Origin of the sequence: Streptomyces sp. NPDC088254 (assembly GCF_044740925.1) — a bacterium.
Classification (GTDB): domain Bacteria; phylum Actinomycetota; class Actinomycetes; order Streptomycetales; family Streptomycetaceae; genus Streptomyces.
Genome location: NZ_JBIURQ010000005.1, coordinates 44782 through 65465 on the forward strand (window position 1 = coordinate 44782; position 20684 = coordinate 65465).

Consider the following 20684-nt stretch of genomic DNA (forward strand, 5'->3'; position numbering starts at 1 on the left):
CCCGCGCGGTGAAACCCTCCCCGCTGGGCACGAGCGGGAGTGATCTTCGTCGTCGAGGCCCACCCCGGAGGAACCGCCACCGTGACCGCGCCCACGCGTCCGCTGCCCCCCGCGCCGCGCCGCCGTTTCGATCTCCGGTCGACGGCGCTCTTCTTCGTCATCCTCGCCATCCTGCTGAGCCTCGCCGTGCTGACCGCCCGTACCGCGGCGGCCGCCGCCGAGCGCCGCCCCGGCTGGGCGGTGGCGCTGGCGCTGCTCACGGCCGGGGTCGTCGTGGCCTGCCGGCGCGGCCGTCGGCACTGGTCGGCGCGCAGGATGGTGCGGCGCACCGCCGCCGCCCTCGAACAGGCCGCCGAGACCGCGGTCGGCGAACTGGAGAACACGGCCCCCCAGCCCCCGCCCCTTGTCGTCGAGGCCCGCCGGGCCGAGGAAACCCTCGTCCCGGCCGAGCAGCCGACGGTGATCCCGCGACAGCCCGGCACCGAGCGCACGCTCCTCGATCCCGACCTCGAACCGACCGTCGCAGCGGCGACCGTCGTCGACGTCGTGGACTACGACGCCCTCGACCCCGACGAGTTCGAGCAGGCGATAGCCGATCTGTGCCTGCGCGACGGCTGCACGGACGTGGAGGTGGTCGGCGGCGCCGGCGACCTCGGCGCCGACGTCACCGCCGTCGCGCCGAGCGGCCACCGGCTCGTCATCCAGTGCAAGCGCTACGGCGAGAGCCACAAGGTCGGCTCACAGGATCTCCAGCGCTTCGGCGGCACCTGCTTCACCGTCCACGAGGCCGACGTCGCCGTCATCGTCACCACCAGCGACTTCACCGCGCCCGCCGTCGAGTACGCGCAGCAGTGCGGCATCGTCTGCGTCGACGCCCGGGACCTGTGGGCCTGGGCCGCCGGCGCCGGCCCCCGCCCCTGGGAGCCGCGCCCCTGGGAGACGCCCGCCGCCGAGTGCTGAGCCGGGGCGGCTGGGGGCTGTCCGGCGGATCATGCCGCGGACGCGGGGTCCGGCACGCCCGCCTGCGGCGTTGTCGTCACTCGCCGGCTCCCCCACGCTCGGCTTCGCTCGCGCGGGAGGTACCCCCATCGCGTCGACTCCCTCCTCCGCCCTGCAGCTGGACGCACCAGACCCCGCTCACCTGGGCCGATGAGTCACCGCTGCCTTCCTGCGACTTGATCCGCCGGACAGCCCCTCGGTCCCCGCCGATGGTTCGCCCGCAGCGAAGTGGGCACTTGGCGGTGAGCTGGCGGCGAGCACGGGAGGCTGTTGTGGCTGTTCGGCATCACCTGATCAAGACGGACCCGGCGACGGTGTGGGCCGTCCTGGCCGACGGGACCCGCTACGCGGACTGGGTGGTCGGAACGGCCAAGTCCCGGCCGCGGCGCGGACAGTGGCCGCAGGTCGGCTCGTCGATCGCCTACGAGATCCGGCTTGGCCCCCTCAGCTTCTCCAACGAGACCGAGGTCCGGCGCTGCGAGGAAGGCCGCGAACTGGAACTGGAGGCCAGGGCGGGCGCGCTCGGCACCGCCAGGATCGCCATCGAGCTGCGCCCCTGGGGCGAGCACTGCCTCGTCATCGTGGACGAACACCCCCTCCAGGGCGCGGGCGGCGCCCTGCACAACGCCGGCGTCGAGGTGCTGATCCAGGTGCGCCACCGCGCCATGCTGGCCCGCCTTGCCAAGGTCTGCGCCGCCGAGCGCGACGAGGCCGAGGCCGGAGCCGGCGGAAGGACCTCCGGTCACGGCGGCGGCCGCACGGCGTCCCAGGCGGCAGGGCGAGCCGCCCACGGAGGCGTCGATGCCTGACGCCGTCGTGATCGGAGCCGGGCCGAACGGCCTGGTCGCGGCCAACCTCCTCGCCGACGCGGGCTGGAGCGTGGAGGTTCTGGAGGAACAGCCCGAACCCGGCGGCGCGGTCCGCCACGACCGGGGCGTGGACCCGGCCTTCGTCAACGACCTGTTCAGCTCCTTCTACCCGCTGGCCGCCGCCTCCCCTGTGCTGTCGGGGCTGCGGCTGGGGGACCACGGCCTGCGCTGGAGCCACGCCCCGCACGTCCTCGCCCACCCTCTCAGTGACGGCAGGTGCGCCGTACTGGACCGGGACCTCGACGCCACCGCGGCCTCCCTGGACGTCTTCCACACCGGGGACGGCGACGCCTGGCGCCGGCTGCACGGCGTGTGGGACCGGCTGCGGCCGGACATCCTCGGCGCCCTCTTCACCCCCTTCCCACCGGTCAAGGCCGGCGCACGGCTCGCGCTGCGGCTGCGCGGAGCGGGCGGACTGCGCCTGGCGCGCACCCTGCTGCTGCCGGTGCGGCGCATGGGCGACGAGGAGTTCGGGGGAGAGGGCGGCAGGCTGCTGCTGGCCGGCAACGCGCTGCACGCCGACCTCGCCCCCGAGGCCGCCGGCAGCGGAGGCTTCGGCTGGCTGATGTCCATGCTCGGCCAGACGTACGGCTTCCCCGTGCCCGTCGGCGGGGCGGGCGCCCTCACCGCCGCCCTGGTCCACCGGCTGCGGGCGCGCGGCGGCGCCTTGCGCTGCGGGGTGCGCGCGGACCGGGTCGTCGTCCGGGGCGGCCGGGCCGTCGGCGTGCGCACCGCCGACGGCGAGGCGGTCCCCGCCCGCAGGGCCGTGCTGGCCGACGTGTCCGTCCCCGCGCTCTACGGCCACCTGGTCGAGCCCGAGCATCTGCCGGCCCAGACGCTGGCCGACCTGAAGCGGTTCCAGTGGGACTTCGCCACCTTCAAGGTCGACTGGGCGCTCGACGGCCCCGTGCCCTGGGCCTCCGAGCAGGCCGCGCGGGCCGGCACCGTCCATCTCGCCGACGGCCTCGACGAACTCACCCGCTTCGCCGCCCAGATCGCCATGGGGCGCGTCCCGGACCGTCCCTTCGCGCTGTTCGGCCAGATGACGACCGCCGACGCCACTCGCTCCCCGCGCGGCACCGAGTCCGCCTGGGCGTACACCCACGTGCCACAGGAGGTCAGGGCGGACGCCGGCGACGAGGGACTCACCGGCGCCTGGGACGAGAAGGAGCAGCAGATCATGGCCGACCGGGTGGAACGCCAGGTGGAACGGTTCGCGCCGGGTTTCCGCGGGCTGATCCGGGCGCGCCGCGTCCTCGGCCCGCCCACCCTCGAGGAACTGGACGCCAACCTCCTCGGCGGCGCCATCAACGGCGGTACGACAGCACTCCACCAGCAGCTCGTGTTCCGGCCCACGCCCGGCGCCGGACGCCCCGAGACGCCGGTGCGCGGGCTGTTCCTCGCCTCCGCCGGCGCCCACCCGGGCGGCGGCGTCCACGGCGCCCCGGGCGCCAACGCCGCCCGCGCTGCCCTGCGCCGCAACCTGCCCCCAGGACTGCCCCGTCTCCAGCGCGCCCTGGCCCAGCGCGACCGCACGGGCGACCGGACGCACACCGCCCGCTGAGGCCGGCACCACACGCCCACCTCGGGCCCGCAGTCACCGATCGGAGCGCCCCATGGCGAACATCCCGCCCGCCCGCAGCCCCCTCACCGACCGCACCGTCGTCGTCACCGGCGCGGCCCGCGGTCTGGGCGCGGCCCAGGCGCACGCCCTCGCCCGGCGCGGCGCACGCCTGGCCCTGCTGGGGCACGAGGGGCCGGCACTGGAGGCGGTGGCCGCCGAGCTGCCCACGCCCGCGGTGGCCGTCGAGGTCGACATCACCGACGCGGCGGCCCTCGGCCGGGCCGCCGACACGGTCCGCGCCCGGCTGGGCCCGCCGTCCGTCGTCGTCGCCAACGCCGGCATCGCCGAGGGCGGCCCCTTCGAGACCGAGGACATGGACGTCTGGCGCCGCGTCATCGACGTCAACCTCACCGGCAGCGCCCTGACCGCCCGGACGTTCCTGCCCGACCTGGAGGAGACCGCCGGCTACTACCTCCAGATCGCCTCCCTGGCGTCGATCGGCGCCGCGCCGATGATGAGCGCCTACTGCGCCTCCAAGGCCGGCGTGGAGGCGTTCGCGCACTCGCTGCGGGCCGAGGTCGCCCATCGGGGCGTGGCCGTCGGCGTCGCCTACATCAACTGGACCGACACCGACATGATCCGCGACGCCGACCGGTACGCCGTCCTGCGCGAACTGCGCGCCCATATGCCCCCGCCCGCCCGGCACGTCTTCCCGGCACACGAGGTCGCCGAGCGGCTCGCGCGGGCCGTGGAGCGCCGCCGTACCGCCGTCTATGTCCCCGGCTGGCTGCGTCTCGCGCAGGTGACGCGGGCCGCGCTGCCGCCTCTGGTGCTGCGCCGCTGCCGGCGTGCGCTGCCCCGGCTGGAGGCACGGGAGGCGTTCGGCCGGACGGGGCCGCTCGGTGCGGGGGGACGAGCCGACAGTGAATCCGCTCATCTGAGCAGCATGGGACGCAAAGGGTCGATCTGACGCTTACGCCTGGGCCGTCCGGGGCACTCGGGGAGCCGATCACTCCGCGAGCCGCGCTCCACGGCGCGGCGGGGGCGCCGAAGCAGGGCGAGGGAGACGAACGTGACGGTGCGCATAGGCGTAGAGGAAGAGTTCCATGTGCTGGACGTGGAGAGCGGGCGGCTCGTGCCACGCGCCGACGAACTTCTCGGCCGGGCTGACAGAGACGGCTTCACCCGCGAGCTCCAGCAGACGGTCGTGGAGAGCAACAGCGGCGTCCACGACACCCTGGACGACCTCTTCAAGGACCTGTCGGGGACCCGGGGCAGGCTGGACGCGGCCGCCTCCTCGCTGGGGCTCGCCGTGGTCGCCGCCGGCACCGTCCCGCTGGCCCGCGTCACCTCCCGCGACGTCACCGCCGACCCCCGCTACCGGCGCATGGTCGAGGACTACCGCCGGGTCGCCGACGAGCAGCTCATCTGCAGCGCGCAGGTCCACGTCGACGTACCCGACCGCGACACCGCCGTACGCGCCATGTGCCTGGTCTCGCCCTGGCTCGCGCCGCTCCTCGCCCTGTCGGCCAGTTCGCCGTTCTGGCTGGGAACCGACACCGGCTACGCCAGCTGGCGGACCATGGTGTGGCAGCGGTGGCCCACCGCCGGCCCGGCCGGCTGCTACCGGGACGCCGCCGAGTACGACGCCGCCCTCGCCGAGCTGATCGCCTCGGGCGTCATCACCGACGCCGGCATGGCCTACCACGACGTACGGCCCTCCGCCCACCAGCGCACCCTGGAGCTGCGCATCTGCGACGCCTGCCCCCGGGTGGAGACCGTGGTGCTGGTCGCAGGCCTCTTCCGCGCCCTCGTACGGGACGCCTGCCACCGTCTGGCCCGCCACGACGGGCCGTTGTGCGACGGCCGCCACGACCGGCTGCGCGCCGCCACCTGGCGGGCCGCCCGCTCCGGTCTCGAAGGCGCGCTCGTCCACCCCGAGACGCACCGCGCCGAGCCCGCCGGCACGGTCCTGCGCGCGATGGCGGCCCGGCTGCGGCCCGCGCTGGAGGCCTCCGGCGACCGGAGCATCGTCGAAGCCCTGCTGGAGGAGACGCTCGCCGCGGGCAGCGCGGCCGACCGGCTGCGCCACGCGGCGCAGACCGAGGACCTCCTCGCCAGCATCGACCTGATGGTCGCGGAGACCCGTGGGACCCGGGCGACGCCCCGCCCGCCCATGGCGACCCGCCCCTCACGGCCGACCAGGGCCGCCGCCGCCCGGCACGCGCACCCGCACGCCCCCGCGGCGGCCCCGGCAGGAACGCCCGAGCCGTAGGCCCGCGCCCCCTGCCCGTCCCGTCCTCCACCACAAGGAGCGTCACCCCGTCATGTGCAGCACCCGGCCTTCCTCCAGGGCCCGTCGCGAACGTCCCGCCTGCCCTTCGACCCGCCCCGGACCGGAGGACCCCGACGATCCCGCGCCGACCGGCCGGGCCTGCGCGCCCGGCCCGCACGACCCTTTCCGAGAACGCGTCCCCTGCCCGGAACCCCAGAACCTCACGGGAGGGAGGGCCGTGCGATGTGCGGGCTGAGCGGCGAGATCCGCCTCGACGGCGGCCGGCCCGACATCGCGGCCGTGGAACGCATGACGGACCGGCTGGCGCCCCGCGGCCCCGACGGCCGCGGACTGTGGTCCCAGGGGCCGGTGGCACTCGGCCACCGCAGGCTGAAGATCATCGACCTGTCCGAGAGCGGCGCCCAGCCCATGGCCGACCCCGGCGCCCGGATCAGCGGCGTCTTCAACGGGTGCGTCTACAACTACCGCGAACTGCGCGACGAACTGCGCGGCCTCGGCCACCGCTTCTTCTCCGACTCCGACACCGAGGTCGTCATCAGGGCGTACCTGGAGTGGGGCGCCGACTGCGTACGGCACTTCTACGGCATGTTCGCCTTCGCCCTCGTCGAACAGGACACCGGACGCGTGGTGCTGGCCCGCGACCGGCTCGGCATCAAGCCCCTCTACCTCGCCGAGAGCCCGGAGCGCCTGCGGTTCGCCTCCTCGCTGCCCGCCCTGCTCGCCGCCGGCGACGTGGACACCTCGCTCGACCCCGCGGCCCTGCACCAGTACCTCAGCTGGCACGCCACCGTCGCCGCGCCCCGGACCGTCCTCAACGGCGTGCGCAAGCTCCCGCCCGCCACGGTCCGCGTCATCGAGCCCGACGGCACCCGCCACGACCACCTCTACTGGCAGCCCTCCTACACCCGGCGCCCCGAGTACGCCGCGATGAGCGCCGACGACTGGACCGACGCGGTGCTCGCGGCGCTGCGCACCGCCGTCCGCCGCCGCATGGTCGCCGACGTCCCCGTCGGCGTGCTGCTGTCCGGCGGGCTCGACTCCAGCCTCATCGTCGCGCTGCTCGCCGACGAGGGGCAGAGCGACCTGGCGACCTTCAGCGTCGGCTTCGAGTCCGAAGGCGGCGAGGACGGCGACGAGTTCGCCTACTCCGACCTGGTGGCCGAGCGCTTCCAGACCCGCCACCATCAGCTGATGGTGCCCTCCGACCGGGTCTCCGGCGCCCTGGACGCGGCGGTCGCCGCCATGAGCGAACCGATGATGAGCCACGACACCGTCGCCTTCCACCTGCTGTCCGAGCAGGTCGCCAAGGAGGTCAAGGTCGTCCAGAGCGGCCAGGGCGCCGACGAGGTGTTCGCCGGCTACCACTGGTACCCGGCGATGGCGGGCGTGCCGCGGCAGCGAGCCGCCGAGGCGTACATCGACGCCTACTTCGACCGCTCGCACGCCGACCTGGCCCGCATCCTCGAACCCGGCGTCCTGCCGGAGCACGACGTCTCCTCGGAGTTCGTCCGCGCCCACATGGCGGCCGACGGCGCGCAGACCGCGCTCGACGCCGACCTCAGACTCGACACGCACGTGATGATGGTCGACGACCCGGTCAAGCGGGTCGACAACATGACCATGGACTGGGGCCTGGAGGCCAGGGTGCCCTTCCTCGACCACGAACTGGTCGAACTGGCCGCCGCCTGCCCGCCGGAGCTCAAGCTCGCCGACGGCGGCAAGGGCATCCTCAAGGCGGTCGGCCGCAAGGTCCTCCCGCGCGAGGTCGTCGACCGGCCCAAGGGCTACTTCCCGGTTCCCGCCATCAAGCACATGGCGGGACCGGTGCTCCAGCGCGTCCGCGAAGCGCTGAACGCGCCCGAGGCCAGGGCCCGCGGGGTCTTCCGGCGGGAATACGTCAACGAACTGCTCGCGGCGCCCGACGCGCACCGCACCAGGCGAGGAGCCAACACGCTGTGGCAGATAGCGCTGCTGGAAACATGGCTGCAGACGCACCGGATCCACTGACCGCGGTGGCGGACGGGCCGGGATCCGCCGTCGCCTGCACGACCTCGTCCGACCCCCTCACGGCGGACGGGACGAGGTCGTCCGGCCTCCCGCCGCCCGGCGCGGACCCGGGCGCCCGCCCCGCCCCCGTCGACGGGCCGGGCGCGCCGGGCGGGCCGGACCACGGTCTCGGCAACCGCCCGCCGGACGCGCTGGGCCCCGCGCCCGCGCCCCTGTCTCTCCCCGACACCTCCGCCGCGCACGGCGCCCCGCAGCCCCTGCTGTCCCACGGCTGCTGGTACCCCTCGGCCGCCCCGGACGGCCGGCAGGCCGCGTTCATCTGCGACCGCGCCGGCGTGCCCCAGCTGTGGGCGGGGCCCCTGAGCGGCGAGGACGTGCGTCTGCTGGACGCCGACCCGCAACCGGTCACCGAGGTGTCCTGGTCGCCGGACGGACGGTGGATCGCCTACACCGTCGCCCCCGGCGGCGGCGAACTGACCCAGGTGCTGTGCGTACGGCCCGACGGCACCGACCGGCGCCTCCTGGCCGGCGGCGAGCCCGGCGCCTCCGCCCACCTCGGCTGCTGGCAGCACGACGGCACGGCCCTCGCGGTCACCGTCACCGAACCGGCCCCGCCGGGCCGCCCGCACCCGGGGCACCCGGGCCTGCCCGCCCAGCAGGGCCCGCAGAACCGGGGCGCCGCCGCCGACCACGGACTGGAGGACAGGACCCTGTCGGCGTACCTGGTCGACCCCGACGGGCTGTCAGCTCCCGTCCTCCTCGCCGCCGAACCCGCCGCGCCCACCCTGCGCGTGTGCGACCTCAGCCAGGACGGCCGGCTCGCCCTGCTGCGCCGGGGCCCACGCGGCCGCCGCGAGGCCCTCGTCGTCCGCACCGGCGACCTGGCCGTGACGTGTGTGAAGCGGGTCGCCGACGGAGACCCCTGGATCGGCGCCTTCTCACCCGACGGCCGCACCGTGTGGCTGCGCAGCGACGACGAGCGCGAGTACGCCGCCCTCACCGCGATCCGCCTCGACCCCCGGGGCCAGCCCCTCGGCGCCACCGTCGTCGCCGAACGCGACGGCTGCGGACTGGAGTTGCTGTACCTCGACCGGGAGAGCCGCAACGCCGCGCTGGCATGGAACGCCAAGGGCGTCAGCGAACTCGAACTCACCTCGCTGCCCCCGGCCGCGCCGCCCGACGGGACGGTCCTCCCGCTGCGGCCCGTGCACCTCCCGCACGAGGTCGTCACCCGCGTCGCCCCGCTGACCGGCGACGACGGCCCCGTCGTGGCCCTGTCCGGCTCCCGCCGCCGCCCCGGCATCTGGCACGTGCCGTCCGGCGCGCCCGTGCGCACCCCCTGGTCCTCCCGCGACGAGGACGCCGTCCCGCCGGGCCGGCCGCCCACCCGCCCGGTGCCGATGCGCCCCGTCGCACGGGACGGCCTCACCCTCGGCGGCTGGTACTACCGTGCCCCCGGCCGCTCCCCGGGGGAGCCCGCGCCCTGCGTCCTGCATCTGCACGGCGGACCCGAGGAACAGGAACGTCCGGTCCTGCACCCGCTCTACCACGAGCTGATCAGCCGGGGCCTGGACGTCTTCGCCCCCGACGTCCGCGGCTCGTCGGGTCACGGCCGCAGCTTCGTCGACGCCGACCTGGGGGAGGGGCGGTTCGCCGCCATCGACGACGTCGCCGACTGCGCGGCCCACGCCGTCGCCGAGGGCCTGGCCGACCCGCGGCGGCTCGCCGTGATGGGCCGCTCCTACGGCGGCTACCTGGTGATGGCGTCCCTGGTGTGGCACCCGCACCTGTTCCGCACCGGCATCGCCGTCTGCGGGATGTCCGACCTCATGACGTTCTTCGCCGGCACCGAGCCGTGGATCGCCCGGTCGGCCGCCCACAAGTACGGCCACCCCGAACACGACCGCGACCTCCTGCGCTCGCTGTCCCCGATGAGCCGGATCGACGAGCTCCGGGCCCCGGTGCTGGCCGTGCACGGCGAACACGACACCAACGTGCCCCCGGCCGAGTCCGAGCAGTTCGTCCGGGCGGCCCGCGAACGCGGCCTGGAGGCACGGCTGCTGCTCCTGCGCGAGGAGGGCCACGACTTCCGCCGCGCCGACAACCGCAGGCTCTTCCGCCGCACGGCCGCCGACTGGATGCAACGCCATCTGACCGGCTGACCATCGACCATCCGTGGCGGGGGCGCCGCGACACGTCACGGCACGTCCGCGTCCACCCCGTCGACGTCCGACCTGCGCCGCACCACCATCAGCGCGGTGTCGTCGCCGGGCGTGCCGCCCGAGTGGCGGCGCAGGTCGCGGTAGACGGCGGCCGGCACCTCGCCGGGCCGCACCCCGGCCCACACCGGCGCGCGCTCCTCCAGCGGATAGAACGCGCCGGACGGATCCCGGGCCTCGGTGACGCCGTCCGTGCACAGCAGCAGCGTGCTGCCGTGGGGGAACGCGAACCAGTCGACCGTGCGCGGCGTGGGAGCGAGCGCGTCGAGGCCCAGCGGAACGCACGGCTCGCCCCGCAGCGTCGACTCCGTCTTCTCCCCGTCGAGCAACAGGGGCGCGACATGACCGCAGTTGATCGCCTGGACCTCGTCCTCGGAGTCGATGCCGAGGACCAGCGCCGTCACGAAACGCTCGCTCTCGCCGACCTGCGCGGCGAAGGAGTTGTGCCGCAGCACCGCCTCCTCCAGCGCGTCCACGACCGCGGTGAGCGTGGGCTCGGCCACGGCCGCCTCCCGGAACGCGCTCAGCACCGCGAACGCCGCGCTGATCGCGGGCAACCCCTTGCCCTGCACGTCCCCGATGAACACCCGGCTGCCGTAAGGGGAGGCCACCACCTCGTACACGTCGCCGCCCACCCGGCTGTCCTCCTCCACCGGCTGGTAGAGGCCATGCACAAGGAGCTGGTCCGTCACCAGCGGGAACGGCCGCAGCAACTGCCGCTGCAACGCGGCCGCGGCGGACCGCAGCCGGGCGATCTCGCCCTCGCTGCGCACGCGCTGCGCCGCCCGCGTGATGCTGAGCCCGTTGAAGACGAGCGCGAAGACGACGGTCGCCACCCCGGCGCTGATCGAGTCCTCCGCCCGGTCGAACAGCGCGGCGACGATCGTGAGCGTCACCCACACGGAGGCGACGACGGTCTGCCGCACCGTGCCCCGTCCGGAGAACAGCGCCGGCAGCACCACCAGGAACGGGGCGAGCCGGGTCTCCCGGTCCAGGAAGAGACCGATGACGGCCAGCAGAGCCGTCGTGCCGACCAGCCACCCCAGGACGACCGACCACCGCAACGGAGGCCCGGCCCCGCCCCTCAGGGACGAGGCCTCGGGATCCAGTGACGTACCCACCAACCCTCCCGTCCCCGCGATCCTCCGGCGCCCCCGAGAAACGCCCTCCTCACCCATAATCGGCCCAAACCACCCCGAAGACCCACCCGACCCGACCCGAGGCCCGCCGCCGCGCCCACTCGACCGCCCCAGCCACACCACCGGGCCGCCCGAGCCCCGCCGTGGTGGAGTGGACTGGTGATCGTGCTCGCCGTGCTCTTCGCCGTCCTGGGCGCCGCCAGCAACGCCACCGGTACGGCGTTCCAGCGCAAGGCCGCCTCAACCGTGCACCAAGGGGGCGGTCTCACCCTCCTGCGCGCGCTCGCGCACCGGCCCGCCTGGGCCATCGGTGTCGCCGGCGTCGTGTGCGCCGCGGTGTTCCAGGCGCTCGCTCTGGTCAACGGGGCCATCGCCCTGGTGCAGCCCCTCTTCGTCCTCGAACTGCCCTTCGCCCTGCTGATCGCCGTTCCCCTGCTGCGCCTGCGCCTGTCCGTCGCCGCGTGGCGGGCCGTCGCGGCGGTGGTGGGCGGCCTGGCCGTGCTCCTCTTGTCGGCGGCGCCGCAGGAGGTCCGCGAACAGGCGCCCATGGCCCGCTGGATCCCCGCGCTGACGCTGTGCGTCGCGGCCATGTCCGCCGCCGTCCTCCTCGCCCGCCCCGGCCGCCCGCCCCTGTTCCGCGCGGCCGTCCTGGCGTGCGCCGCCGCGGTCGGCAACGCCCTGACGGCCGCCCTGATGAAGTCCGCCACCGAACGCCTCGCCGACGACGGCCTCGTCGCCTTCCTCACCATCTGGCAGACGTACGCCTTCGCCCTCGCCGGCGTCTGCGCCGTCCTGCTGCTGGAGAACGCCCTCCAGGCCGGCCCGCTCAGCGCCTCCCAGCCGCCGCTCACCATCGGCGACGCGACGATCAGCCTCGTCCTGGGCGTCACCCTGTTCGACGAGCGCGTCCGCACCGGCTGGTGGCTGTTGCCGGAGGCGCTGGGCGCGCTGCTGCTCCTGTGGGGCGTCTTCCGGCTGACTCGCGTGGTGCCGAACCTGGCCGAGGTGGTGAGCTGAGCGCCCGGCGGGACGGCCCCCGCGCCCTGCACACCCCCGCCGACCTGCGCGCGCCCCGCCCCGGTGTGAGACTTGCCGCGAGGACGAGCGGCAGCCGGTGAGGCGGTGGTGCGGTGTGTCGGCCGAGGCCAGCGACGAGCGGCTCAGCGAGTTCCTCGCCGACCCCGTCACCTCCACGCTCGAACTGAGCGCGGCGCTCGACCGCTGCACGAAGGCGCTCGACCTCCCGCACGCCGTCGTCTACCTCGCCGACCTGCAACAGCGCCACCTCGTCCCGCTGACCGACGTGGCGCCGCCCCTCTCCATCGACGACTCCCTTGCGGGCTGGACATACCGCACCCAGTCCCTGCGCGTCCAGGCGCACGGCGCCGGCGGTGTGACCGCATGGTTCCCCCTGCTCGACGGCGCCGAACGGCTCGGCGTCGTCGCCGTGCACGGGGAGGCGCTCACCGCGCGCTCCCTCACCCGGGGCCGGGCGCTCACCGCACTGCTGGGCATGATGCTCACGTCGAAACGGGCCTACAAGGACTCCTACGCCAGCCACATCCGCACCCAGCCCATGGGCCTGCCCGCCGAACTGGTGCGGGCCTTCCTCCCGCCCCGCACCATCGGCGACGGCCGCGTCGTCTCCACGGCGGTCCTGGAACCGGCCTACCAGCTCGGCGGGGACGCCTTCGACCACTGCCTCACCGACACCCATCTGCACGCCACCGTCGTCGACGCCATGGGCCACAACCTGGCCTCCGGGCTGACCAGCTCGGTCACCCTCGCCGCCTGCCGCAACGGCCGCCGCAGCGGAGCCGGCCTCGCGGAGCTGGTCGCCGGCGCGGACCGAGCGCTCGCCGAGTGGCTGCCGGACCAGTTCTGCACCGCCGTAGTGACCCAGCTGGACCTCGCCACGGGCATGCTGTACTGGAGCAACTGCGGCCACCCCGCACCCCTGCTGATCCGGGACCAGCGGCCGGTCGTCGACGCGCTGGAGCGCGAACCGGCACCGCCGATGGGCCTGCCCGCGCTGCTGTCAGGGGAGCCGCGCGTGACCCACGAATACCCCCTCCGGCCGGGGGACCGGGTGCTCCTCTACACCGACGGCGTCACCGAGGCCCGTTTCCGCGACGGCAGCCTCTTCGGCCTCGAACGCTTCGCGGACTACGTCATCCGCGCCACGGCCGCCGGGGAACTCGCCCCCGAGACCCTGCGCCGCCTCATCCACTCCATCCTGGACACCCAGCCGGTGGGACTGCGCGACGACGCGACCATCCTGATGCTCGAATGGCAGCCGCCCGCCCGAGACTGACCGCGCGGGCGGACCGTGCCCCACGGCCGGACCGTCAGGCGTGCGACAGGGCGAAGGAGACGAGGAAACCGCAGACCGTGACCAGCCCGATCGCCAGATGCGCTTCCTCGAACGCCTCGGGGATCATCGTGTCGGCGATCATGGCGAGGATCGCCCCGGCCGCCACCGCCGTCACCGCGGCGATCACGGCGGGGGAGAACGCGCCCACCACGGTGTAGCCGAGCACGGCCGACACGGTGCTCGCGGCCGCGATCGCGCCCCAGACACCGAACACGTACCCCTTGCTCCGGCCGGCCTTGCGCATCCCCGCCGAACTGGACAGCCCCTCGGGCACGTTGCTGATGAACACCGCGGCCACGGTCACCAGGCTCACCGCGCCGCCGTCGAGCAGAGAGACCCCGATCACCGCCGACTCCGGGACGCCGTCCAGCAGCGCCCCCAGGGCCAGCGCGGTACCGGAACCGCCCTGCTCGCTCTCCGAGGGCTGTGTCTCGCCCTCCGCGGACCCGGAGCGCTTGCGATGCCGCGCGCCCCGGCGGGCCAGCCACAGGTTGCCGACGGTGTAGGCCAGCGCGCCGACGAGCGTCCCCACGGCGGCGGGACCGAGCCCGCCCTCGTCGTACGCCTCGCCGACCAGCTCGAAGGAGACCGCTGACAGCAACACGCCCGCGCCGAACGCCATCACCATGGCGATCACCTTCTGCGGGACCCGTACCCCGTACCCCACCAGCGCTCCCAGCAGCAACGCCGAACCCGCCACCAGTCCCCACAACCCCGCAAGCACCACATCGGACATGCTGGTCCGTCTACCCACGGCACCTACGGGGATTCACGGCCGCGGCGCCGGCCGGTAGGAACTGATGACGTACAGGGCTTCGTCGTCGACGGCGTTCTCCGACCGGTCCGCAGTGATCCGCACGGGATGCCCGTCGGCCGCGTACCGGGCCGCCGCCGTGTCCGCCCCCTCACTGCGGGCCGTGCGCAGCATCTCCAACAGGGCCCCGATGGTGGGCACTCGGCCGGTCAGCTCCCGAGTCTGACGGTGGCCGTCCGCGTCCAGCCCCTCGGCCGACGTCACCGCCCCGTCCCGCACACTCACCCGGAACGTCCCGGCGAGCACCTGGGCCGTCGACGTCAACGTGTAGCTGTAGGCGGCCGGTTCCTCCCACGCTGTGACGCCGTCCGGCCGCGAAACGTTCGACTCGCTCCGTTGAAGAGCCCGTCGGCGGGTACGCGGACGGGAGAGAGAACGGCCTCACGGGAGGAGACAGGGATGAGCAGCGTCATTCAGCGCATCAAGGAGTTCGCACGCAGTCCGCAGGGGCGGCGCACCATCGAGCAGGTGCGCCGGCAGGCCGCCGACCCCCGGCGGCGCTCCCAGGCCCGCGGGCTGCTCGCCCGGCTGCGCACCCGGCACTGACACCGCTCGAACGGCTCGGGTGACTGCCTGTTCTACAGTGACTGCCGTCAGTCAGTTCCGGAGGAATCCGGGAACCCGGGGAGGTAGTCGCCCACCATGCCGACGGAAACGTTTGAGTTCCAGGTGGAAGCCCGTCAGCTGCTGCAGCTGATGATCCACTCGATCTACTCGAACAAGGATGTCTTCCTGCGGGAACTCGTCTCCAACGCCTCCGACGCGCTGGACAAGCTGCGTCTGGCGGCGCTGCGGGACGAGGCGCAGGACGCCGACGTGTCCGATCCGCACATCGAGATCGAGACCGACGCCGAGGCCCGCACGCTCACCGTGCGGGACAACGGCATCGGTATGTCCCGCGACGAGGTGGCGGACCTCATCGGCACCATCGCCAACTCCGGCACCGCCAAGTTCCTCGAACAGCTGAAGCAGACAGACGACCCGGCGGGCGCCGAGAACCTCATCGGCCGGTTCGGCGTCGGGTTCTACTCCAGCTTCATGGTCGCGGACGAGGTCACCCTCGTGACCCGGCGGGCCGGCGAGACACACGGCACCAGCTGGTCGTCCCGCGGCGAGGGCACCTACACCCTCGGCACGGTCGAGGACGCCCCGCAGGGCACCACGATCACCCTCCACCTCAAGCCGGCCGACCCCGAGAACCAGCTCCACGACTACACATCCCCCTGGAAGATCAGGGAAATCGTCAAGCGGTACTCGGACTTCATCACCTGGCCGATCCGGATGGCCGCGCCCGCAGGGTCCGCGAACACCACGGACACCGCCGACACCGACGAGCCCGCCGAAGCCCCCGCGCCCGAGACGCTCAACTCGATGAAGGCCCTCTGGTCCCGCTCCCGCGACGAGGTGAAGAGCGAGGAGTACCACGAGCTCTACAAGCACATCAGCCACGACTGGAACGACCCCCTGGAGACCATCCGCCTCCAGGCGGAGGGCACCTTCGAGTACCAGGCTCTGCTGTTCATCCCCGCCCACGCCCCGCACGACCTGTTCACCCAGGGCTACAAGCGCGGCGTCCAGCTGTACGTCAAGCGCGTCTTCATCATGGACGACTGCGAGGCGCTGCTCCCGTCGTACCTGCGCTTCGTCAAGGGCGTCGTCGACGCCCAGGACCTCTCCCTCAACGTCTCCCGCGAGATCCTCCAGCAGGACCGGCACATCCAGCTGATGCACCGCCGGCTGGCGAAGAAGGTCCTGTCCTCGGTCAAGGACATGAGGGGCTCCGCGCCCGAGCGGTACGCCACGTTCTGGCGGGAGTTCGGCTCCGTCCTGAAGGAGGGACTGGTCACCGACTCCGAGAACCGCGAAGCCCTCCTCGCCGTCTCCTCGTTCGCCACCACCCACGACAGCGCCGAGCCGACGACGCTCGCGCAGTACGTGGAGCGGATGAAGGACGGGCAGGACGACATCTACTTCATGACGGGCGAGTCCCGCGAGGCCATCGAGAACTCGCCGCACATGGAGGCCTTCCGGGCCAAGGGCATCGAGGTCCTGCTGCTGACCGACCCGGTCGACGAGGTGTGGACCGACACGGTGGGGGAGTACCAGGGCAAGCGGCTGCGGTCCGTCGCCAAGGGCGAGATCGACCTCGACGGCGACGCCGGGGACGAGCCCGCCGAGAGCCGCGAGAAGCGGGACGAGGAGTACGCCCCGCTGCTCGCCTGGATGAAGGAGCGGCTCGGCGAGGACGTCAAGGACGTACGGCTGTCCTCGCGCCTCACCGTCTCCCCGGCCTGTCTGGTCTCCGACGCGCACGACCTGACCCCGGCGCTGGAGAACCTGTACCGGGCGATGGGTCAGGAGGTGCCCCGCGCCCGGCGCATCCTGGAGCTCAACCCGGAGCACACCTTGGTCAAGAGCCTCGACCAGGCCTTCAAGGTCAAGTCGGAGGACGACACCGCGCTCACCGAGACCGCCGAACTCCTCCATGGCCTCGCCGCGTTGGCCGAGGGAGGCCGTCCGAAGGAGCCGGCCCGGTTCGTCCAGCTGCTGGCCGACCGCATGGAACGCGCGCTCCAGGCGGAGTGAACAAGGGCGTCTTCGACGGAGGCCGGACCGGGGCTCCGGCATCGATGTCAGTGCCGTGGTGGAAGATGCGAAGGAAATGAGATCAACTCCGGCCGGGCCGGGTAGGCGGTCTCGTGACCCTGCCACCGGAAAGGCCTCCGTTGATATCGCCCAACCTCCGTTCCGGCGCTCCGCTCAGCCCGGCCGCAGCCGACGTCCTGCGCATCGTCAACGACTCCGGCACGCCCGTTTTCGTGACCGTCCACGCGGACGGACGCCGCAGGTACAGCTACTGGCAGCCGCTGGACGCGCGCACCGGCCGGGGAGGCTGTTACACGGCCCTCCCCACGGCCGAGTGCGACCGGCTGCACTCCGCCGGCCGCATCACCCTCGGTGAGCCCCTCACCGACCCGACGAGGACGATCTACCGGGTCCGGCCGGCCCGCACCCCGGCGCCCCCCGCCCGCGCGGCGCGGACGGCCGCCCGTCCCGCCGCTCGCCCGAGGTCCGAGCGCGGACGGCTGTGGGCCGCCTGACGGTGGCGGCCCGGGTGCGGCCGGCCCGGGCTCAGAGCCCCGAGCCGAACGACTCCGTGGTGTACGCGCACTCCGTGTACACATAGCCGTTCTCCAGCTTCGCCGTGTCCGAGGCGGGCGTGGAGGAGGAGATGCTGGAGCCGTTCGACTTGTGCACGAAGTACGTGGTGCCCGGCGGCAGGCTGATGGTGCGCTGCGGGTAGTTCTTGCCGCCCTCGCACGGCTTGAAGTACGGGCTGACGGTGCTGCCGAGGGAGTAGGCGCGGCAGCCGCCGCACGCCTTCAGGGTGAGGCTGCCGGTGACCGGCCCGGTGAACAGGACGGTCACCGCGTCCGGGCTGTCGTTCTTCACCGTGACGGAGATGCTGCCGCCGCTGCGCATCGTGGGCAGCTTCTTGCCGGCTTCCGGCACCGTCTGGGCGACCTCCGCCGCGATCGCGATCTTCTTCGCCAACGGGACGTTCTCGGCCGTCCTGTTGGCCGTGACGTACTCGTTCATCGTGGTCAGCGCGGCGTCGAAGTCGCCGTCCCGGTACTGGTCCACGCCGCAGGTGTAGGTGCCCGAGGCGACCTGGGCCGTGGCCCGGCCGGCGTCCTTGGCGAGGGCCGCGTGGATCCCCGCCTTCTCGCCGGGCAGCTCGGTGATCCGGGTGGCGAGGGCGCGCAGCCGCTGGACCGCCGTGCACGGATCCGCCCCGCGCAGCCCCTTCTCCTCCCGGACGACGGCGGCGTTCACGGCCGGCTCCACCTTCGCGGCCGGCGCCGACTTCGGGAACGTGGTGAGCAGTTCGCCGAACTGCGCCGCCCAGGTCGACTGGTCGGCCGCGAGTCCGGCCGAGGCGCACTCGTAGAGCGAGGTCGCCAGCCGGTCGTCGGGCCACTTCTCCAGCTCGCCCAGCTCGGTCTTCTTCACCCGGTCGGGGACCGTGCGCAGATATGTCAGCGGCGCGATCGCCGTGCAGTACTCGCGCTGCTCGTAGGGGGCGCCGACCGTGGCGTAGTACGTCTTCATACGGCCGGGCACCCGTGCCGCCGCCCGCGAGTCCGGGTGATCGGCCACCAGGTCCTCGTAGGCGGTCAGCGCCTCGCGGTAGTCGGCCTCGGCCGCGGTGAACTCCTTCTTGCCCGCCGCCGCGACCAGCCGGTCGGCCTCCTCCAGCCGGTCCAGCAGCATCTGCTGCACCGCCTCGTCCCGCTCGGCGTCGTACCAGACCACGCCCCCGGCCGGCACGGCGAGCAGCAGCAACCCCAGCGCCAGCGCCAGCGGCGCGCGGCCCGGCAGGGCCAGCGGCGTCCGCAGACCCACGCGCGCCCCGTGCGCCGCCGCCAGGACGAGGAACACCGCGTACGCCACGAGCGCCGCCTCGGGGACGCCGTCCGGGTCGGCCGGCAGCGCCGCGGTCAGCAGGACGGCGGTGGCGATCCAGCACAGCGCCGTCAGGGCCCAGCGCCGTGTCAGCGCGTAACCCAGGCCCAGACCGCTGAGGTTGAGGACCGCGACTGCGACCGCCCGTGCGCCGTCCGCGGGCGGCGGCGGAGGGGCCGCCGGCATCGGTGGGACGAAGTAGCCGTTGTCGTATCTGCCGTACCCGCCGTCGGACATGGCGGCCTCCCCCGTCAACTCCGCATGCATGTCTGTGACTTGGCAGTGTAAGGGTAGAGGGGGAAAGCCGACAGAGCGGGGCGGAGCACCCGTTGGGGGCGACTACTGCCAGGTCGTGTCCGATCATGCCCAGGCATGATCATTCGTGCCGAATCAGGTGGACACCGACGACCCGGACCCCGGACCATGGGAACGAGACCGGCGTCCGCCGGCCCTCACCGGACGCGGTACTCGTCCCAGAACGGGCCGAGGTCGTCGTCCGTCGCCGCCTGGGCGGCCCGCTTGAAGTCGGCGGTGGTGGAGACGCCGTACCGGTGGTCGCGGACGTAGCGCCGGAGCATCCCCGCCATGGCGTCGGCGCCCAGGACGGCCTCCAGACGCGCCAGGACGCACGGGCCCACCGTGTAGACGACGTGGTACTCGTCCCGGTGCTCGGACCAGTAGGCCATCGAGCGGGTCAGCTCGGCCTCCTCGCTCGGCCAGTAGATCTCCGAGCAGTCGAAGTCCTGCCAGCCGCGGAAACGCGCGTTGGCGTACTGGGCGAAGCTCTCGTCGAGCCACGGCGCGGCGTACTGGTCGTTGCCCACGATGCCGTACCACCACTGGTGGGCGATCTCGTGGACGACGGCGCCGCCCTCCTCGGAGGTGCCGAGGAGGACCAGCCCGGGGTACTCCATCCCGCCGCCGAAGCCGGCGGTCATCACCAGGTCGACCTCACCGTACGGATAGCGGCCGAACTCCTTCCCGAAGCGGTCCACGGCGGCCACGCCGTCGCGCCGGTTGAGGCGCACGCCCTCGGCCGGAGTGTCCGGCGCCCAGTACGACCGCACGAGCACGCCCCCGGGAGAGGTCTGCGTCGCCGAGCGGAACGGGCCGGCCGCCCAGGCGAAGTCCCGCACCCGGTCGGCGACGCTCAGCGTGACCGTGCGCCCGGGTGCGCCGGGCAGGGTCCGGGTGCGGCCGGTCGCCGGGACCTTCAGGGCCGACGGGTGGTCCAGGCGCACCCGGAAGTCGCCCGCCAGGGAGTAGAAGCTCTCGCCGGTCGCCACGTACGGGTCCAGGTGCCATCCCCCGGCGTCGTGCACGGCGAGCACCGGCAGCGCGTTGCCCAGGAACCGGAACGCGCCCTCCCGTCCGAAGCGGGCATTGCGCTCGGGCACCGTGACGGACACGTCGTAGGCGACGCTCGCGCGCCCGCCGTGCGCCAGCGGCTCCGGCAGTGCGATCCGCAGCGCGGTGCAGCCCACGGTGAGCGGGCCCGGCGTGCCGCCGCGCACCCCGGACACGCTGACGGGGGAGGACGCGTCGGCCGTGCCGCACCCGTCCTCGCCGTTGCCCCACAGCCGCACGTACACCTCGCGCAGCGGCCGGCCGGAGGCGTTGCGGAACGACACCCGCTCGTGCCCGGTCCAGCGGGAGCCGTCTGCGTCGGCCCGCAGTGTCACGTCGTAGCGGAGGAGGTCGGGCGTCGCGGCCCCGGCCGCGCTCGCTGCGACCCCGGGTGCCGCGGCCGCTCCGGTCACCGTGGCGGCCGCCGCCACCAGTGACGCGAGCAGCACGACGAGCAGACGGCGCAGGGGAGTTGACGACCACACGGGTAACGGCGACATGGCAGCGGATCCTGCCACACCACCGCACCGCCCGACCCTGCCGTGACCGATCGGAGACAGTGCCGGCGCGCCCGGCGCCCCTGCTGCGA

At 73.8% G+C, this 20684-nt stretch carries 16 protein-coding genes and 1 pseudogene; 12 read left to right on the top strand and 5 right to left on the bottom strand.

Features of this window, described 5'->3' with window-relative positions:
- The first annotated feature begins 81 nt into the window (after nucleotides 1-81).
- The 7 genes from ACIOC0_RS15755 to ACIOC0_RS15785 all read left to right on the top strand — a co-directional run bounded on the left by ACIOC0_RS15755 (nucleotide 82) and on the right by ACIOC0_RS15785 (nucleotide 9897).
- A complete protein-coding gene (locus tag ACIOC0_RS15755) occupies nucleotides 82-960 on the top strand; it encodes a restriction endonuclease (RefSeq protein ID WP_402155564.1) in 879 nt (292 codons plus the stop codon).
- Between the two features lie 311 nt (nucleotides 961-1271).
- Complete coding sequence (locus ACIOC0_RS15760) at nucleotides 1272-1808, top strand: SRPBCC family protein (protein ID WP_402155565.1); 537 nt, start codon at nucleotides 1272-1274, stop codon at nucleotides 1806-1808.
- A complete protein-coding gene (locus tag ACIOC0_RS15765) occupies nucleotides 1801-3432 on the top strand; it encodes a phytoene desaturase family protein (RefSeq protein ID WP_402155566.1) in 1632 nt (543 codons plus the stop codon). The genes ACIOC0_RS15760 and ACIOC0_RS15765 overlap by 8 nt, the downstream gene beginning before the upstream one ends.
- A 52-nt stretch (nucleotides 3433-3484) precedes the next feature.
- Nucleotides 3485-4402 (top strand): SDR family oxidoreductase, encoded by a 918-nt coding sequence (locus ACIOC0_RS15770; protein ID WP_402155567.1) that lies wholly within the window; start codon nucleotides 3485-3487, stop codon nucleotides 4400-4402.
- 102 nt (nucleotides 4403-4504) lie between these two features.
- Nucleotides 4505-5707, top strand: coding sequence for a glutamate--cysteine ligase (locus ACIOC0_RS15775; protein ID WP_402155568.1), 1203 nt, complete (start codon nucleotides 4505-4507; stop codon nucleotides 5705-5707).
- Between the two features lie 243 nt (nucleotides 5708-5950).
- The gene (locus ACIOC0_RS15780; RefSeq protein WP_402155569.1) at nucleotides 5951-7735 is read left to right on the top strand and encodes an N-acetylglutaminylglutamine amidotransferase; all 1785 of its coding nucleotides are present in this window, start codon (nucleotides 5951-5953) and stop codon (nucleotides 7733-7735) included.
- Nucleotides 7708-9897 carry a S9 family peptidase gene (locus ACIOC0_RS15785; RefSeq protein WP_402155570.1) on the top strand — a complete coding sequence of 730 codons (2190 nt, stop codon included), beginning with the start codon at nucleotides 7708-7710 and terminating at the stop codon, nucleotides 9895-9897. Before ACIOC0_RS15780 ends, ACIOC0_RS15785 begins: the two co-directional genes overlap by 28 nt.
- Before the next feature lie 35 nt (nucleotides 9898-9932).
- Here the strand turns inward: ACIOC0_RS15785 and ACIOC0_RS15790 are convergent, their stop codons facing one another.
- Complete coding sequence (locus ACIOC0_RS15790; RefSeq protein WP_402155571.1) at nucleotides 9933-11075, bottom strand: PP2C family protein-serine/threonine phosphatase; 1143 nt, start codon at nucleotides 11073-11075, stop codon at nucleotides 9933-9935.
- A gap of 177 nt (nucleotides 11076-11252) precedes the next feature.
- Between ACIOC0_RS15790 and ACIOC0_RS15795 the strand changes: the two genes are divergently transcribed.
- Together ACIOC0_RS15795 and ACIOC0_RS15800 are read left to right on the top strand one after the other, a co-directional pair.
- The gene (locus tag ACIOC0_RS15795) at nucleotides 11253-12110 is read left to right on the top strand and encodes a DMT family transporter (RefSeq protein WP_402155572.1); all 858 of its coding nucleotides are present in this window, start codon (nucleotides 11253-11255) and stop codon (nucleotides 12108-12110) included.
- Between the two features lie 115 nt (nucleotides 12111-12225).
- On the top strand, nucleotides 12226-13407 hold the full coding sequence (locus ACIOC0_RS15800; RefSeq protein WP_402155573.1) for a PP2C family protein-serine/threonine phosphatase: 1182 nt from the start codon (nucleotides 12226-12228) through the stop codon (nucleotides 13405-13407).
- Between the two features lie 34 nt (nucleotides 13408-13441).
- On the opposite strand, the gene ACIOC0_RS15805 is transcribed toward ACIOC0_RS15800, so the two are convergent.
- Both ACIOC0_RS15805 and ACIOC0_RS15810 read right to left on the bottom strand, forming a co-directional pair.
- Nucleotides 13442-14203, bottom strand: a complete 762-nt coding sequence (locus ACIOC0_RS15805) for a ZIP family metal transporter (protein ID WP_402155574.1) — start codon at nucleotides 14201-14203, stop codon at nucleotides 13442-13444.
- A gap of 33 nt (nucleotides 14204-14236) precedes the next feature.
- Nucleotides 14237-14557 (bottom strand): annotated as a pseudogene (locus ACIOC0_RS15810) (DUF6174 domain-containing protein); the annotation flags it as partial.
- Nucleotides 14558-14680: 123 nt separating this feature from the next.
- Here ACIOC0_RS15810 and ACIOC0_RS15815 point away from each other — a divergent pair.
- The 3 genes from ACIOC0_RS15815 to ACIOC0_RS15825 all read left to right on the top strand — a co-directional run bounded on the left by ACIOC0_RS15815 (nucleotide 14681) and on the right by ACIOC0_RS15825 (nucleotide 17382).
- Nucleotides 14681-14827: a hypothetical protein gene (locus tag ACIOC0_RS15815; protein WP_352250756.1), complete on the top strand. Its 147-nt coding sequence runs from the start codon at nucleotides 14681-14683 to the stop codon at nucleotides 14825-14827.
- Between the two features lie 96 nt (nucleotides 14828-14923).
- The gene (gene htpG, locus ACIOC0_RS15820; RefSeq protein WP_402155575.1) at nucleotides 14924-16867 is read left to right on the top strand and encodes a molecular chaperone HtpG; all 1944 of its coding nucleotides are present in this window, start codon (nucleotides 14924-14926) and stop codon (nucleotides 16865-16867) included.
- A 140-nt stretch (nucleotides 16868-17007) separates the two neighbouring features.
- Complete coding sequence (locus ACIOC0_RS15825; protein ID WP_402155576.1) at nucleotides 17008-17382, top strand: hypothetical protein; 375 nt, start codon at nucleotides 17008-17010, stop codon at nucleotides 17380-17382.
- Nucleotides 17383-17413: 31 nt separating this feature from the next.
- Here ACIOC0_RS15825 and ACIOC0_RS15830 read toward each other — a convergent pair whose 3' ends face one another.
- A complete protein-coding gene (locus ACIOC0_RS15830; protein ID WP_402155577.1) occupies nucleotides 17414-18985 on the bottom strand; it encodes a MerC domain-containing protein in 1572 nt (523 codons plus the stop codon).
- A gap of 215 nt (nucleotides 18986-19200) precedes the next feature.
- On the bottom strand, nucleotides 19201-20595 hold the full coding sequence (locus ACIOC0_RS15835) for a M1 family metallopeptidase (RefSeq protein WP_402155578.1): 1395 nt from the start codon (nucleotides 20593-20595) through the stop codon (nucleotides 19201-19203).
- Nucleotides 20596-20684 lie beyond the last annotated feature (89 nt).